Source organism: Paenibacillus sp. FSL R7-0331 (assembly GCF_000758645.1).
GTDB classification, from domain to species: domain Bacteria; phylum Bacillota; class Bacilli; order Paenibacillales; family Paenibacillaceae; genus Paenibacillus_AQ; species Paenibacillus_AQ camerounensis.
Genome location: NZ_CP009284.1, coordinates 5,233,023 through 5,249,202 on the forward strand (window position 1 = coordinate 5,233,023; position 16,180 = coordinate 5,249,202).

Genomic DNA, 16,180 nt, shown 5'->3' on the forward strand with positions numbered 1-16,180 from the left:
CAATGGTTTAGGTCTGTTTAAAATGTTCATTCAAGCTGTACAGCGCCTCTTCCAGACGCATGCCTCTGGAGGCTTTGAACAGCACAATATCCTTGGAGCTGCATGTACTGTTCAGGACAGCGGACAGCTCCTCCTTGTCAGTAAAGGCAAAAACCCGCTCCGGACCGAAGCTCTTGACTGCCTCCTCGGCCAGTAACGCCGAAAGCGGACCATAGGTCAGAACCATATCCGTGAGTTCAGGGTCGAGGTACTCGCCGATTTCCCGGTGAAATTCTGCTTCATGCGGCCCCAGTTCCAGCATGTCCCCCAGCACGGCAATCCGTTTGCCGCCGGTTTTCATGGACTGGAGCACATCTATCGCCGCCTTCATGGAAGTAGGGCTGGCATTATAGGCATCATTCAGCAGCGTCAGCCCTGAGGCAGTCATCATCACTTCGATCCGCATACCGGTCAGCTTGAGCCGTTTCAGCCCTTCTTCAATATTCGTCTCGGTAATGCCGAAATGCCGGGCAACTGCCAGTGCAGCCAATGCATTACTGACGTTGTGGCGGCCCGGAAGCGGCAGGGAAAAAGCCCGCTCCTCAGTCAGATAGACGGTTGTAAACGTCATTCCGTTTGTATGTGTCATCATCCCGGTCGGGTACGCGTCATTATCCTCGGCGAAGCCAAAACGCAGCGTCTTCAGCCCTGCAGGTGCATGGAAGGACGGTTCAGCCATCACTTCAGCGAGCAGCGGCTCATCCCCGTTGTAAATGAGGAGTCCGCCCGGCTTCAGCCCTTCAGCAATCTCAAGCTTGGCTCTGGCAATTTCCTTGCGCGAGCCGAGCTGAAGCAGGTGGGATTCGCCTATATTTGTGATGACAGCAATATCAGGAGATGCCAGCGAAGCAAGCAGGGCAATTTCTCCCCGTGAGCTCATGCCCATCTCCAGTATGGCAATCTCTGTATCCTCATTCATAGAGAGGACGGTTAGCGGCAGCCCGATATGGTTATTGAAGTTCCCCTGGGTTTTGTGGACCTTATACTGCCCTTCCAGCAGGGCGGCAACCATATCCTTGGTAGTCGTTTTACCGTTGCTGCCTGTAATGCCAACAACCTGCGAGGCTGTTTCACTCAAATAAGCAGCCGCCAGCCGCTGCAGCGCAGCCAGCGTATCTTCAACCAGAATAACGGCACCTTCCGGTGCTGCGCCTTTATCCTTTTGCCACAGGGTGGCAGCAGCTCCCGATGCGAGTGCCGCCGCACTGTAGTTATGTCCGTCAAACTGGTCGCCGGCAAGCGGCACAAACAGGCAGCCAGCCGTTATTTTACGGGAATCGGTAACGACTCCGGAAAGTACAATTTCAGTATCTGCAGCAGAGCCCGGTTCTCCTCCGCACATGACAGCAATTTGTTGCAATGTTCTTATAATCAATAGCTTCGGCCCCTTATAACTTCTTTGGCGACAAGGCGGTCATCGAAATCATGAACCACTCCGCCGATCAGCTGGTAGGTCTCATGACCTTTCCCCGCAATCAATACTACATCGCCGGGGCTTGCCATTTCAATAGCATTTCTGATAGCTTCCCGGCGGTCCGGAACGGTCTCATAACGCTCCTGCGGAACGCCGTCTTCCCTGAGTCCGGCTTCGATATCCTGCAGGATCAAAAGCGGGTCCTCTGTCCGCGGGTTATCCGAAGTAACAAAGACATGGTCGCTGTATTTAGCGGCAATTTTACCCATGAGCGGACGTTTCGTCTTATCCCGGTCCCCTCCGCAGCCGAACACAGTCAGTACCTTGCCTCCGGCAAACTCACAAACGGCTCTCAGCACATTTTCCAGTCCGTCCGGCGTATGGGCATAGTCAACAACGACTGCAAAGTCCTGGCCTTCATCCACCGACTCCACACGTCCGGCTACGCCGGCTACTGACTCAAGGCTTGCTTTGATCTCATCCAGCGGTATATCTTCAAGGAGTGCGGCGGTTATAGCAGCGAGCGCATTGTACACATTGAACTTGCCGACCATCCGCAGCGAAATATCTGCCTCTCCCTTAAACGTATCCACATGGAAAAATGTTCCTTTTGCTGTGATGGAAATTTGTGATGCCCGGACATTAGCTTTGCTGTCAATACCGTATGTAATCACTTCCGCTGCGGTCTGGGCGGCAAAATAAGCACTGGCCTCATCATCTGCATTTAGTACAGCATATTTGCGTTCTTCTTTCCATGGCGAAATAACATTGCCCAGACGAGAGAAGAACAGCCCTTTAGCCGCACGGTATTCCTCCATCGTATGATGGTAATCGAGATGATCCTGGGTCAGATTTGTAAAAATAGCTGTGCGGTAATCCGTTCCCTTTACCCGTCCCTGCTCAAGCGCGTGTGAGGATACTTCCATTACACAGCATTCCACGCCTTTAAGAGCCATGTCGTTCAGGGTCCGCTGCAATTCCAGCGACTCCTGTGTAGTACCTGACGCAGGATAGACCTGACCATCATACTGCAGCTGGATTGTGCCGATCAGACCGGTTTTGAGTCCGTGGTCAGACATAATCCGTTCGATCAGGTACGTGGTCGTCGTTTTGCCGTTCGTCCCTGTAACGCCGATCATTTTCATCCGGCTGCTCGGCGAGCTGAAGAAGGCATTACCGAGCACGGACATTGCAAACCGGCAGTCATCGACAATCAGCTGCGGCAAATCGATATCCAGCTTACGTTCCACAACAAGTGCCGAAGCGCCTCCGGCTGCTGCCTGCGGTGCGTAATCATGGCCGTCCACCGTGAAGCCCGGCAGACAGATAAACAAATCGCCAGGCTGAACCTTTCGGGAATCCGCCTGAAGATTGATAATCTCGGTTTCTCCGTCACCCAGCAGGCTTGAAGCCGCAAGACAAGCAGATAATTCATTCAATTTCATAACTAATCCCTCACTCTGCAAATTCGGATAAGAAGACTGGCCTTACCTCTATCATTGACTGGAAGTACCCATATAAATCCTGATTGTCGAACCTTGTTCAACTCTGGCTCCCGCTTTTGGAGCCTGATTAATCACTGTATTGCCGGTGCCTGAACGGGCAAGAGTAAAGTTCATATTCAGATCCTCATAAATATCCTGAACTGTAGCGCCGGTAAGATCCGGAACCGTAACAATAGGCGTTTCCCCGTATTTATAGGTTTTGGGAAGCTGGTCTTTACGCTCCGGCACCTTCAGATAATGGAGGGAATCCTCCAGAATGTTCTGGACAATCGGAGCAGCCACAACGCCCCCGAACTGCAGGCCTTTTGGATTGTCAACTGCGGTGTACACTACAATCTGCGGGTCATCTGCAGGAGCAAAGCCGATAAAGGATACAATATGCTCTGTCGGAGAATAGCGGCCGTTCACAACTTTTTGTGCTGTCCCTGTCTTGCCACCCACCCGGTAGCCGTCAATAAAAGCCGGCCGGCCAGTGCCTTTGGCAACCACGCTCTCAAGGGCAGCCCGCACCTTCTTAGAGGTCTCCTCCGAAATAACCTGCCGGACCTCCTTGGGCTGTACCTCTGATACCGTCTCGCCGGTCTCCGGATTAATCCATGCCTTGGCCACATGAGGGGTATACAGCTTGCCGCCGTTAATAGCAGCCGACACTGCAGCAATCTGCTGAATCGGGGTCACGGATACACCTTGGCCGAAAGCTGTCGTTGCCAGCTCTACCGGCCCGACCTGAGAGAGCTTGAACAGGATACCGCTGGCCTCCCCGTTCAGATCAATCCCGGTCTTTGTACCGAAGCCAAAGTCACGGATATATTGGAACAGTGTCTCTTTGCCTAGACGCTGCCCCAGCGCAACGAATCCGGGGTTACAGGAGTTCTCAACCACCTCAAGAAAGGTCTGGCTGCCGTGGCCGCCTTTTTTCCAGCAGCGCAGTTTTGCGCCGCCGACCTCTACAAACCCGGGATCAAAAAAACGCTCATTCTGCAGATCCACCTTTTTTTCCTCAAGCGCAGCCGCAAGTGTAATGATTTTGAAGGTGGAACCCGGCTCATAGGTCATCCAGATAGGCAGATTGCGGTTATAGACCTCGGCATCATATTCTTTGTAGGAGCCCGGCTCATAGCCCGGCCGGCTGGCCATCGCCAATATCTCCCCATTCTTCGGATTCATGGCAATCGACCATGCGCCCTGGGCCTGATATTTTACCATCGCCTGATCCAGCTCACGTTCCATAATGGACTGAATCTGCTTATCGATGGTCAGCTGCAGGCTAAGACCTTCCTGCGGCTCGGAGTATTTCTCAGCGGAGCCCGGCATCAGCCGCCCGCCCGCATCAGACAGATAGGAGATATTACCGCCGATTCCCTGAAGCAGCTTATCGTATATACTCTCTATTCCGGTAATGCCCTGGTTATCAATTCCGGTGAAACCGAGAATATGTGCTGCCAGATCACCGTAGGGATAATAACGTTTGTTATCCTCAGCCACAACGATGCCCGGCAGCTGCAAATCACGGATGCTCGCGGCAAGCTCCATCGTAATTTTGCGGCCGCCGGGCTGTAGCTTGACCGATGACTCACGTTTGGACATCAAAGTGACCAGCTTCTCCTCAGTCATACCGAGAAGCGGAGCCAGCTGCTGAGCGGTCTTTTGCTTATCCTTCACCTGCACGGGGACGGCATAAACGGTAGGAGAGCTGACATTGTAGGCCAGAGACACGCCTTCGCGGTCGAGTATTTCACCGCGTTTGGCAGTATAAGGAATATTACGGCGCCAAGACTCTTCCGCCTTGGCACTAAGCTTTTCGCCTTGATAAAGCTGCACATAGGCAAGACGTACAGCCAGTGAACCGAACAACACAGCCAGTCCCAGCAGTGTCCACAGCATTCTCCGCCGGGTTACAACCTTTGAAACCTTCATTTCGCGTTCCCCGCTTTCCCTCGTAATAGACATGATCTCTTATCTTCATGACTATTCGGGACAAACAGGGGTTAGAACAAGCCCGGCTCAACGGTAAAGGCAGATATCAGCAGACTCAGAAAACAAACAGCCAAACGGCCGGCTATCCGCCGCTTCCCGCGGCATCCTCTGCTTCATCTTCTGCTGCTGATACCGGAATATTCTCGCCGTAGGCATTGAGCGGACTCAGCTTGAGCTGCACCAGCTTTTTACCGTTTGAAGTGGATTCCGTCTGTTCGGTAACATATCCTTCACCCTCCACAGAAATGGCCACCCTAAGCAGATTGAGTACCTCCAGTGCATCGCGCAGCGATTGTCCTTTGAGGTCAGGTATGGATGCCTGATCGCTCTGCTGGCTTAACAGATAGATTCTCTGCCCCGAAGCTAGCAGAGTCTTCGCCTCCGGATACTGGCTGACTACGCTGCTGCCGCTGCCGACCGTTTCGAAATCGAAGCCCTGCTCAATCAGCAATTTTCTGGCTTCCTGCATCGTTTTTCCAGTCAGGTCAGGTGCGGAGCGCTGCGCGGCAGGTGTAGCTTTGCCAGTGACAGTAGCATTGCTTCCAACAGCCGCTGTAACCTTAGGAACTCCCATATAAGGCAATGCCTCGGATACGATTTCTTTGAACACCGGACCTGCCGCAGCGCCGCCGCCGACAGCATCAGCAGGCTCGTCAATGACAACATAGATTGCAATCTTCGGGTTATTAGCAGGTGCGTATCCAAGGAAGGAAGAGCGTACCTTGTCACGGTCATACCCGCCCTTACCGTCAGGCTTTATTGCCGTCCCCGTCTTGCCTGCCACCCGGTAGCCTTCAATGTAGGCATGGCGCCCGGTTCCATGGTCGAGGTCAGCAACCACCTGCTCCAGATAGCTGCCGGTTTCCCTGGCGCTTTCCTCGGAAATAACCTGACGCACCACCTGCGGCTGGGTTACGGTAGTCTGGCCCGTATTGGGATCAGAGGTCTCCTTGATCACATGCGGCACCATCAGCTTGCCGCCGTTGGCGATGGCCGATATGGCGGTAAGCTGCTGAATCGGAGTAACAAGCACTTTACCGTGCCCGTATGCGATCGTCGCGTTCTCCGAAGCATTGTTCGGTGTCGGGTTAACAATACCGCTGATTTCACCCGGCAGGTCAATGCCGGTAAGATCGTTAAATCCGAAATCCTCCACGTACTGCAGCAGCCGCTCCGGACCGAGCATTTCATAGCCAAGCTTGACAAAGGCCACGTTACTTGAGCGCTTCACGCCTTCCAGGAAGGTGATTTGACCATAACCGCTTCGATTCTGGTCATACAGCGGCTTGCCGTATCCTTTGATACGGATAGAACCGGACATAAAGGTTGCATCAGGATCGAACAAATTCTCCTCCACCGCTCCAGCAAGCGGGACAATCTTGAACGTGGAGCCCGGCTCAAATCTCGTTTTGATAGCATGGTTGAAAAACACCCCGGGATCGGAGGCATACTTCCAGAATTCATTAGGGTTAAAGGTCGGCATATTAGCCAGACCCAGAATTTCCATCGTATTCGGATCAGCAGCAATAACCGTTATACTCTTCGGCTTGTACTGTTCGTAAGCCTTCTGCATCGCTTCCTCAATATAACGCTGAATCGTGCTGTCTATGGTCAGCTTGATATTGGTGCCGTTGACGGCGGGCTGATAAGTATCCTGGGAATCCGGCAGCTTGATTCCTTTGCCGTCACTCTGGTAGTAGAGCTTGCCGTTCGTCCCCTGAAGCTGCTTGTTAAAATAACTCTCCAGCCCCATGATGGCTTCGCCGTCACGGTTCGTATAGCCTAAAATATGCGCAGCAAGAGTACCCTTGGGGTAATAACGCTTCTGCTCCGTAATCAGTCCGACTCCGGTCTCCAGCGTATTATGCTTCTCCTCCAGCCCTTTATAGAATTCCCTCACTTTATCCGCAAGCTCTTTATCAATCTTCCAGCCCTCGTTGCGGATTTCACGGTTCTTCAGGTAATTGCCTTTATCATCCTTGGCTTCTACCAGTTTCTTCAGTTCAGCCTCCGGTTTGCCCAGCAGCTCGTGGAGCCCCTTAATCACCTCTTCACCAATGCCCTTTTCAGCGATAACCTCAGGGTTCACAACCACCGTATATGCCGGCACATCACTGGCAAGAACACTGCCGTTACGGTCCTCGATACTTCCCCGCTTCGCTTTGATAACTGAGGTATGGGCCCACTGGGTAACTGCCTTCTCATGCCAGAAGTCATTCTGCATCACCTGAATCCAGAAGACCCGGACGACTAAAACAAGAAAAAAGAGGGTAATACACCCTCCTATAAACAGCGTGCGAAGTTTAATTCTCTTTACCATAAGGAAACCTCACAAACTCTATTATTGCAGCCTGTCCGCCGCTAATTATTGTTTTCGTCAGCTGCCTTACCGTTCGCAGACACATAAATCGCGGAATCTTCAGGCGGCTGGACATATCCAAGCTTCTTGGCCTTGTCGGCTACCTGCTGCTCCAGCGTCTGCTTCTCCATCTGATAAGTGGCAATTTGCTTTTGTGTCTCAGCAATGCTGCTATCCAGCTTCTGAGCCTGCAGGTTCAAATCATAAATGTGGACGTAACGCCAAATCAGGGCGACAGCCACCAGCACAAATGCCGCCAGTGTCAGCATATAGATCAGCTTCTCCTGGGTCGGCAGTACCATCCGTCTGGTGACAACTTTTGTCTTCTCGCGGTAAAGCGGGTTTACCTCTTGTTTTCTCTTAGGTTGAACTGCTAAATTGCCGCGGGTATAGGCCATCTCTCTGACTCTCCTTTATCGTCGTTTTCTATAATTTCTCTGCAACGCGCAGCTTTGCGGAACGTGCGCGCGGGTTGTGCTCGAGTTCTTCCTCGGAAGGCACCCGCGGCTTACGGTTCACCAGCTTCAGCTTGCCTTCAGCGCCGCACACGCAAAACGGAAAGTCAGGCGGGCAAGTGCATCTGCTCAAATAACTGCTGAATATCTGCTTGCAGATCCGGTCTTCCAGTGAATGAAACGTAATAACCGAGACTCTTCCTTCAGGCGCCAGACAGCGCACAGCTCCGTGCAGCCCTTCCTCGAAAGCGCCCAGCTCATCATTCACAGCAATTCTAAGCGCCTGAAAGCTGCGTTTGGCCGGATGGCCTCCTGTTCTTCGCGCAGCTGCAGGAATCCCTTCCTTGATCAGCTCTACCAGCTCACCGGTATTTGTAACCGGCTGCTCTTCACGCCTCTCGATAATTTTGCGGGCAATCCGCCGTGAGAACTTCTCTTCCCCGTACTGGAAAAGCACACGGGCAATTTCCTGTTCAGGCCAAGTGTTGATAATGTCGGCTGCGGTCAGCTCTGCAGACTGGTCCATCCGCATATCAAGCGGGGCATCGTGATTATAGCTGAATCCCCGTTCCCCTTCATCGAATTGGGGTGAAGATACGCCGAGATCAAACAGTATGCCATCCACCTGCGGAACCCCGTCTTTTTGCGGTACGAACGGCAGTGTCTTCAGTACCTGCTCCAGATCCCGGAAGTTGGTCTTAACCGTCACTACCTTCTCCCCGTATTCAGCCAGACGCTCCTTAGCATTATCCAGAGCCCAGTCATCCTGATCCAGACAGATCAGCCGGCCGTTACCGCTAAGCTTGGACGCAATCAGTGAACTGTGTCCGGCTCCTCCAAGTGTACAGTCGACATATATGCCATCCTCTTTGATGTGCAGCCCCTCTGTCGCTTCTTCCTTAAGCACCGTGATGTGGTGAAACAAGCTGCATCCCTCCAGGGCAGTATTCGAATTGTATTGTGTATTATAGGTCAAAGTTGAAATCCACCAGCTTCTCGGCAATTTCGTTGAACGATTCTTCTGACTGTTCGAAGTACTGCTCCCATAGCTCTTTGTTCCAGATTTCCACCCGGTTCGAAACGCCCAGAATAACACAGTCCTTGTCCAGCTTGGCATATTGCCGCAAATTCCCCGGCAGATTAACCCTGCCCTGCTTGTCCCATACACATTCCGTCGCTCCTGAGAAAAAGAAGCGGCTGAAGGCACGGGCATCCGATTTCATCAGCGAAAGGCTTTTGAGCTTTTGCTCCATGATTCCCCATTCTTCCATGGGATAAACAAACAGGCAGGAATCAAGGCCGCGGGTTGCAACGAAAGAGGTTCCGAGCAATTCACGGAATTTAGCCGGGATAATGATCCGGCCCTTGTCGTCAATGCTATGCTGGAACTCCCCCATAAACATCGATTTACCCACTCCCCGTTACTGATTCCCCACTTTACCCCACTTTACACCACCTAAGCATAATAGATTCGCCATTAAAAATCAAAAACCTTTTTCACACCAAAGGTAATTTTTTCTTGTTTGTCAAGTCATCATTTCAACGATCCTTCCAGCCTTCCCATTCCTTTGCAGACTCAGATCCGGAGAAAAACAGACAGCAAAGCGTGAAACAGCAGAAAAAGGGGTATATACTATCTTGAATCCTATTTAAGTCCAGACTTTAGTCGGATATATCCAGGAGGGAGAGTATGGGAAAATATAACGAAGTTGAAAATCAGGTTAAGTTTTACGTAGATGCATCAGTGAATAAAGCCCATAAACAGCAAAATACCCGGGCCACTGTATGGCTTCCGGGCATTTTGCTAATCCATACACACTCTAATTAATCATTCAGATTCCAGCTATCGAGATATTCGACCTGCGCCGGAGTCAGACTGTCAATTGAAATCCCCAAGCTTTCCAGCTTATAACGGGCTACCTGCTCATCCAGCTCGTACGGGACGTTTTCTACCTTGACACCGATATTTTTGTAATTGTCATTTACATATTTAAGCGATAGAGCCTGCAGTGCAAAAGTAGTATCCATAATTTCCGCCGGATGGCCGTCAGCGGCTCCGAGGTTAACCAGCCTGCCTTCAGCCAGCAGGTACAGCTTGCGTCCGTCCTTTAGCTGATATTCCTCAATGTTTTTGCGGACAACGCGCTGGGATACAGAACGTTCAGCCAGTTCAGGCTTATTCACTTCCACATCAAAATGTCCGGCGTTGCAGAGGATTGCCCCGTCCTTCATTACATCGTAATGCTCACCGCGGATAACATAACGGTTACCGGTTACTGTAACGAAGAAGTTACCGTGCTTCGCCGCTTCCTCCATCTTCATAACCTGGAAGCCGTCCATATGCGCTTCAACTGCTTTGATCGCATCTACTTCAGTTACGATTACGTTTGCTCCAAGGCCTTTGGCACGCATTGCCACACCTTTGCCGCACCAGCCGTAACCGACGACAACAACTGTTTTACCGGCTACAATCAGGTTAGTTGTGCGGACGATGCCGTCCCAGGCCGACTGCCCTGTCCCATAACGGTTGTCGAACAAATATTTGCAATAAGCATCATTGACCGCTACCATCGGGAACTTCAGGATGCCCTGCTTCTGCAGCGCCTTAAGCCGGATAATTCCAGTCGTAGTCTCTTCTGCACCGCCGCGGATATTCTCCATCAGGTCAGGCCGCTCAGAATGCAGCAAGGTAGCAAAATCGCCCCCGTCATCAATAATCAAGTCAGGCTTGCTCTCCAGCGCTTTAATGTTCAGCGACTTGAATTCCTCCGGTGTCGGATTATATTTGGCGAATACTGTAATTCCGTCTTCGACAAGTGCTGCGCAAACATCATCCTGTGTAGAGAGGGGATTCGAGCCTGTAATTGTAACTTCGGCGCCACCAGCCTGGACAACCTTAGCAAGATAGGCCGTTTTGGCTTCCAGATGCAGAGTAATCGACACCTTAAGCCCTTTGAACGGCTGCTCGGCTTCGAATTGCTCGCGGATGCGGTTCAGCACCGGCATATGCTGGCGGACCCAGTCGATTTTGAGATGGCCTTCCGGGGCAAGCGACATATCTGCAACGATACTGTTTTGTTTCGACAATGAACTCATGAAAATACCTCCTAAGATTATGGATTAAATCGTGTTCCTACATATATATAATGCGATGAGTTCCGCTGAAGTCGGCAGGCATTTCCATCAGCTCATCGAGCCAGGCCAGACCGTAACGGTTCAAGTAATACATAACGTTATAGGCTCTCTCCTGCAGCTTGCCTGCAGGCATAAGCGAGAGTTCTATCCGCTCCCACTGACGAAGCGCGGCTTCATTCTGCTTCTCCATTGCATCCTGGGCTTTGGCCGCCAGGAATGAGATTTGATCCAGAATCTTCTCCTTGTTGTTCTGGCCCAGCTTGAGCAGTCCGGCTTGAATGCTGCCGAGCTGTTCAATCAGCGGCTCATACAACGCCGTGAAGGACTCCTTAACCTCAAGGAAACGGCGGTCCAGCTCAAGTTCATCCTGGGCAGCAAGCCACTCTTTGCGTTTGCTGTCAAGTCCGGAGCGGACATCATTGAACGCAAGGCCGTATTTCTCCATATGCTTGTGAAGCGTACCTTCAATTATTGTAAAAGACATCCGCGGCATAATGAGCGGCATCTGATCATCTACCACGGCGAAGGCATTGCGCGGTATTGCCCAGTAGGCAATTTCTCCCTGTCCCAGCACGGTAGCCAGCACCGGCAGGACATAATTCTGCATCAGCGGACGGGTCAGAACATTGTTGCTGAACCGCTCTGGATGTGCCTCCAGCATGGACAGGAGCTCATCCCGGGTAAAGGCTACCGTCCCCTTACGGTCGGTGAACTTATCCCCGGCCTTATGCAGCAGAAGCCGCGCACCTTCATGTATATAGAAGAGATTCGCGTTGCCCGGGGTCACCTCAGCCTGCAGCTCATATCCGGCAGCTGTAATCTCGTCGGCCGCCTGCTTGTAAGCCGACTCGAGCTCATCGTTCCGTTCGATCAGAGCGGCGAAGAACGGACGCTCCAGGCTGCGCAGTGCAGGATCGGCAGAATCCAGCAAAACAAGTCCGAATTTGCCGAACAGGGATCCCAGCAGCTTGGCGAATGCCTCACTCATACTGCAGGCTCTCTCTGTTGATTTGCGGATAAACTCCATAATCTGCGGTTTAAATTCACTTTCCTGCAGCATGCCATCCAGCAGCTCCGTTACCTGCTGCCAGCTTTCCGGCTGCACTGTAATTCCGCTGACTGAAGCCCGCGGTCCTTCAGGCTTGTCCAGCTTGATCTTGGTTAATTCGCCGCCCCGGTTTAATACATACGTATGATTAACCTCGTCCCAGTCATGATCCTCACCCGCAATCCAGAACAGCGGAATGACAGGCCGGCCAAGCTGGGCAGCAGCTTCTTTTGCCGCCAGAATCGCTGTTGCCGCCTTATAGACCACAAAGAGAGGTCCTGTAAACAGGCCGCTTTGCTGTCCGCCGGTAATCACCAGTGTTCCAGACTGCTCCAGCAGGTCTAGTGACGCCATCACTTCAGAATGATTGTTGTGCTGCTGATTGTAACATCGCAGGACTTCAGCTACCCCGGCACGCCCGGCACGCTGATGCTCCGTACGATCCAGCCAGTCCGCCCGTGCAGCCCGGCTGTCTTCATTTCTGAAATCCCCGCCATACAGCTTGTCTACCGTTTCATACTGACCTATATAATCACGCGCGAGCTTAGAGCCGCCCGGTATCGGTTCCGGCACTGCCTTCATAATTTATTGCCTCCTGTTCAGTAGTCCTGCTATATGTAAACATCTAGTCCATAAACTCTATATGATTGTATCCAAAGTGAGGGCGCGCGTCAAAGAAATCCGGCTTACGCATAACAGGCGGGAGCTGAACGCTCCCGCCTGCATCTGTAACACTGTCTGTTCTAAGCAAACTTCTTAGCGACAAAATGACCTTTGGAAACTTCCACAAGCTCAAAGTCACTGTCGTTAGATTTATCGTCAGCCGAGTAGATCGGGCTGCCAAGCTCATCATTTAAAAGAATCCGCTTTTTGTTTGCTTCCGCTTCCGGATCCGGCTCCGGAATCGCCGATAGCAGCGATCTGGTGTACGGATGAAGCGGGTTGGCATACAGCTCTTCACTCTCTGCGAGCTCCACCATTCTGCCCAGGTACATTACCGCTACGCGGTCACTGATGTGCTTAACCATAGACAGGTCATGTGCGATAAAGAGATACGTCAGACCCAGACGGTCCTGCAGCTCTTTAAGCAGGTTGACAACCTGCGCCTGGATTGACACGTCCAGTGCGGAAATCGGCTCATCGCAAACGATGAATTTAGGGTTTACCGCAAGTGCACGGGCAATACCGATACGCTGGCGTTGACCACCGGAGAATTCATGCGGATAACGGGTAGCATGGTCATGGTTGAGACCAACCATATCCAGCAGCTCTTCAATCCGTTTTTTACGTTCAGCACGGCTTCCGGCCATGCCGTGAATATCAAGTGCCTCGCCGATGATATCAGAGACCGTAAAACGCGGATTAAGCGATGCGTACGGATCCTGGAAGATCATCTGCATATCGCGGCGCATAGCTTTCATTTTACTTGGGGACAGACTGTAAATATCCGTTCCATTGTACTTTACACTTCCGGCAGTAGGTTCATATAGGCGGAGAACCGTACGGCCAGCAGTAGTTTTACCACAACCTGATTCACCAACCATTCCAAGGGTTTCACCTTCACGAATGGAGAAATTGATATTATCAACTGCCTTAAGGATTTTGCCTTTTCCAACATTAAAATATTTTTTAAGTCCTTCTACTTCAATAAGGTTCTTACTCAAACGTACTGCACCTCCTTGGCCATCGAATAAAAATTCCAACAAAGCGCTATATGCGTTTTGCTGAATTTTGTAGCGCCGGGGCCAAGCTGTCCGTACACATGCATACTTCAATTCAATGCACAGAGTCCATAAGCCAGCCGACGTCTTAATCAAATCCGGGAGAGTACTGTTGATCTTAATCAGTAGCCCGCCCTATTTGCTGTTTAGACAGAATCTCCACATAGCAATCCTATATCTCCACTTTACAGCAGAGTAGATTCCGTTGAAAAGTCCGTGGAATATTGGTTAAAGCGAGCCTCAGCATTCGGATGCTGGCTATTTCAAGAATCTTAAAAACTTGCTTTTCGCTTTGGCCGCTGACATTTTCTGATGTTAGATCAAAACTTCGGTTAAATGTTTGTCCACTTTGATCGTCAGGTTCATAGAAGTCATCGGGTCTTGAAATATCATACCAATATCTTCCTGCGAAAATATTCCATTTATTCAGAATCCACTTTAAAACAGCCGTTATAGTCAGCTATTTCTTAAGCTTTGGATCTAATGCATCGCGTAGTCCGTCTCCAAATATGTTAAAGGAAAGCATGGTTAAGCTGATAACCAGAGCCGGGAAAATCATACGCCAAGGATAGTACATCCAGCCTGTGAGTGAGTCATTAATCATCGAACCCAGGGATGCAACCGGTGCTTGTACACCCAGACCAAGGAAACTCAGAAACGCCTCAGAGAAAATCGCACTTGGTACAGAAAGTGTAACGGTAACAATGATAGGTCCCATTGCATTAGGCAGAAGGTGTTTAAACAACAGGCGTTTCCAGTCCGCCCCCATTGAGCGGGAGGCAAGAATAAATTCACGGCTCTTAAGCTGCATAATTTCGCCGCGTACTATCCAGGACATGTTAATCCAGCCTGTAATGGTTAAGGCAAGTATAATTGTTCCTAAACTTGGTTCAAAGACAACCAACAGCATAATTACTACAAGCAGGTAAGGAATGGAGTACAGAATTTCGGAGAACTTGTTCATAATGTTATCGATACGTCCGCCGAAGAAACCCATAATACCACCATAAATAACTCCGAAAATCAAGTCAATACATGCGGCCGCAAGTCCAACAATAAGGGAGATGCGGGCTCCCATCCAGGTGCGGACAAATACGTCACGGCCAAAATCATCTGTGCCGAATAAGTGATCCCATGAAGGAGGCTTATTCGTATTCATCAAATCATTCGAGTCATACGTATAGGGAACCAAGTGTGGCGCCACAATGGCTAAAATAGCAATTAAAATCATGATAATCAATGCTGTCATAGCCATCTTATTTTGACGCAGACGCTCCCACGCATCCTGCCAGGCGGAAAGGCTCTCACGCTGTATTACTTCTGCTTCTTTATGGTTATTCCCAATTGTCTGAAAGTCCTCAGGCTTTAATTCAACCTGTTTAACCGTATTATTAGCAGCCAACATTTAATCCCCCTTTCTGCCCGCAAGTTTGATACGCGGATCAACAGCAACATAAGCGACATCCGTAAGGAAACGTGCAACCATCAAAATAACGCCATAGAAAATTGTAATTCCCATAATGATCGGATAATCACGGGTATTAATGGCTTGAACGAATTGTTTACCAATACCACCTATACCGAAGATTTGTTCTATAACGACCGAACCGGTAATAATATTAGCGGTCATAGGTCCAACATAGGTAATGACCGGCAAAATACCATTACGCAGTACATGACGGGACACAATCTCAAACCAGCTTAAACCCTTGGCTTTAGCAGTCTTAATATACTCAGAATGCAGTACTTCCAGCATGCTGGAGCGGGTTAGACGAGCTATTACGGCTATCGGAGATGCGGTAAGCGCCATAACCGGCAGGAAATAGTTCATAGGTCCCTTGAAGCCCATTACAGGGAATATCTTCCAGTGATAAGCCAGCAAATATTGCAGCAGTGAAGCCACAACAAAGCTCGGTACCGCAATACCGAGAACAGCCATTACCATTGCGACATTATCAATCAGCTTACGATGATATAAAGCCGCAAGCATCCCCAACGCTACACCTACGATAACCGCTACAATAATAGCGACAACCCCAAGCTTGAGTGATGAGGAGAATGTCTGTGAGATAATATTGGTTACTTCCTGGTTGAGCATTTTCATTGAAATGCCCAGGTCACCCTTTAAAATGTTCTTCAGATAAAGCAGATACTGCTCAAAGACGGGCTTGTCCAGATTATACTGCGCATATAGACGCTGCAAAATTTGTTCTGGAATTTTTTTCTCAGCTGTAAACGGATCGCCCGGAATTGCTTTCATTAGGAAAAAGGTCGCAGAAATCAATACAAACAGCGAAACTACCATGTGGAGAAATCTGTTAAAAACATAACGAATCATGCCCGCCATCACCTCCTTCGACAATAATTTTACTTACCTATTGTAAGGAAAAAACAATCATTTGTCTAACAGATCAAATTTCTATTTTTCCCAAATAATCACATTTATTAGCCGATACAAAAAAAAAGGGATATATATGGAGTTCCACATATATATCCCGAAGTAATATAAAAACTTCAGACTATTATA

The 16,180-nt window shown here is 50.2% G+C and carries 12 protein-coding genes; all 12 read right to left on the reverse strand.

Features of this window, described 5'->3' with window-relative positions; genetic code table 11:
* Window positions 1-7: 7 nt before the first annotated feature.
* The 12 genes from R70331_RS22580 to R70331_RS22635 all read right to left on the reverse strand — a co-directional run bounded on the left by R70331_RS22580 (window position 8) and on the right by R70331_RS22635 (window position 15,991).
* Window positions 8-1,414, reverse strand: coding sequence for a UDP-N-acetylmuramoyl-tripeptide--D-alanyl-D-alanine ligase (locus R70331_RS22580; RefSeq protein ID WP_042179311.1), 1,407 nt, complete (start codon window positions 1,412-1,414; stop codon window positions 8-10).
* Entirely contained in the window at window positions 1,411-2,898 is a 1,488-nt protein-coding gene (locus tag R70331_RS22585; protein ID WP_042179314.1) for a UDP-N-acetylmuramoyl-L-alanyl-D-glutamate--2,6-diaminopimelate ligase, read from the reverse strand. Before R70331_RS22585 ends, R70331_RS22580 begins: the two co-directional genes overlap by 4 nt.
* Window positions 2,899-2,949: 51 nt before the next feature.
* Window positions 2,950-4,875 carry a stage V sporulation protein D gene (locus tag R70331_RS22590; RefSeq protein ID WP_042179316.1) on the reverse strand — a complete coding sequence of 642 codons (1,926 nt, stop codon included), beginning with the start codon at window positions 4,873-4,875 and terminating at the stop codon, window positions 2,950-2,952.
* Window positions 4,876-5,017: 142 nt separating this feature from the next.
* On the reverse strand, window positions 5,018-7,255 hold the full coding sequence (locus R70331_RS22595; protein ID WP_042179319.1) for a penicillin-binding transpeptidase domain-containing protein: 2,238 nt from the start codon (window positions 7,253-7,255) through the stop codon (window positions 5,018-5,020).
* A gap of 41 nt (window positions 7,256-7,296) precedes the next feature.
* Window positions 7,297-7,692, reverse strand: a complete 396-nt coding sequence (locus tag R70331_RS22600) for a hypothetical protein (RefSeq protein ID WP_042179321.1) — start codon at window positions 7,690-7,692, stop codon at window positions 7,297-7,299.
* Between the two features lie 28 nt (window positions 7,693-7,720).
* Window positions 7,721-8,674, reverse strand: coding sequence for a 16S rRNA (cytosine(1402)-N(4))-methyltransferase RsmH (gene rsmH, locus R70331_RS22605; protein WP_042179324.1), 954 nt, complete (start codon window positions 8,672-8,674; stop codon window positions 7,721-7,723).
* Window positions 8,675-8,714: 40 nt separating this feature from the next.
* Entirely contained in the window at window positions 8,715-9,152 is a 438-nt protein-coding gene (gene mraZ / locus R70331_RS22610) for a division/cell wall cluster transcriptional repressor MraZ (RefSeq protein WP_038595376.1), read from the reverse strand.
* Window positions 9,153-9,573: 421 nt separating this feature from the next.
* Window positions 9,574-10,845, reverse strand: a complete 1,272-nt coding sequence (locus R70331_RS22615) for an adenosylhomocysteinase (protein ID WP_042179327.1) — start codon at window positions 10,843-10,845, stop codon at window positions 9,574-9,576.
* A gap of 37 nt (window positions 10,846-10,882) precedes the next feature.
* Window positions 10,883-12,514 carry a bacillithiol biosynthesis cysteine-adding enzyme BshC gene (bshC, locus tag R70331_RS22620; protein ID WP_042179330.1) on the reverse strand — a complete coding sequence of 544 codons (1,632 nt, stop codon included), beginning with the start codon at window positions 12,512-12,514 and terminating at the stop codon, window positions 10,883-10,885.
* Window positions 12,515-12,675: 161 nt separating this feature from the next.
* Window positions 12,676-13,596: an ABC transporter ATP-binding protein gene (locus R70331_RS22625; protein ID WP_042179332.1), complete on the reverse strand. Its 921-nt coding sequence runs from the start codon at window positions 13,594-13,596 to the stop codon at window positions 12,676-12,678.
* 517 nt (window positions 13,597-14,113) lie between these two features.
* Window positions 14,114-15,058, reverse strand: a complete 945-nt coding sequence (locus R70331_RS22630; RefSeq protein WP_042179334.1) for an ABC transporter permease — start codon at window positions 15,056-15,058, stop codon at window positions 14,114-14,116.
* Complete coding sequence (locus R70331_RS22635; RefSeq protein ID WP_042179336.1) at window positions 15,059-15,991, reverse strand: ABC transporter permease; 933 nt, start codon at window positions 15,989-15,991, stop codon at window positions 15,059-15,061.
* Between the last annotated feature and the right edge of the window lie 189 nt (window positions 15,992-16,180).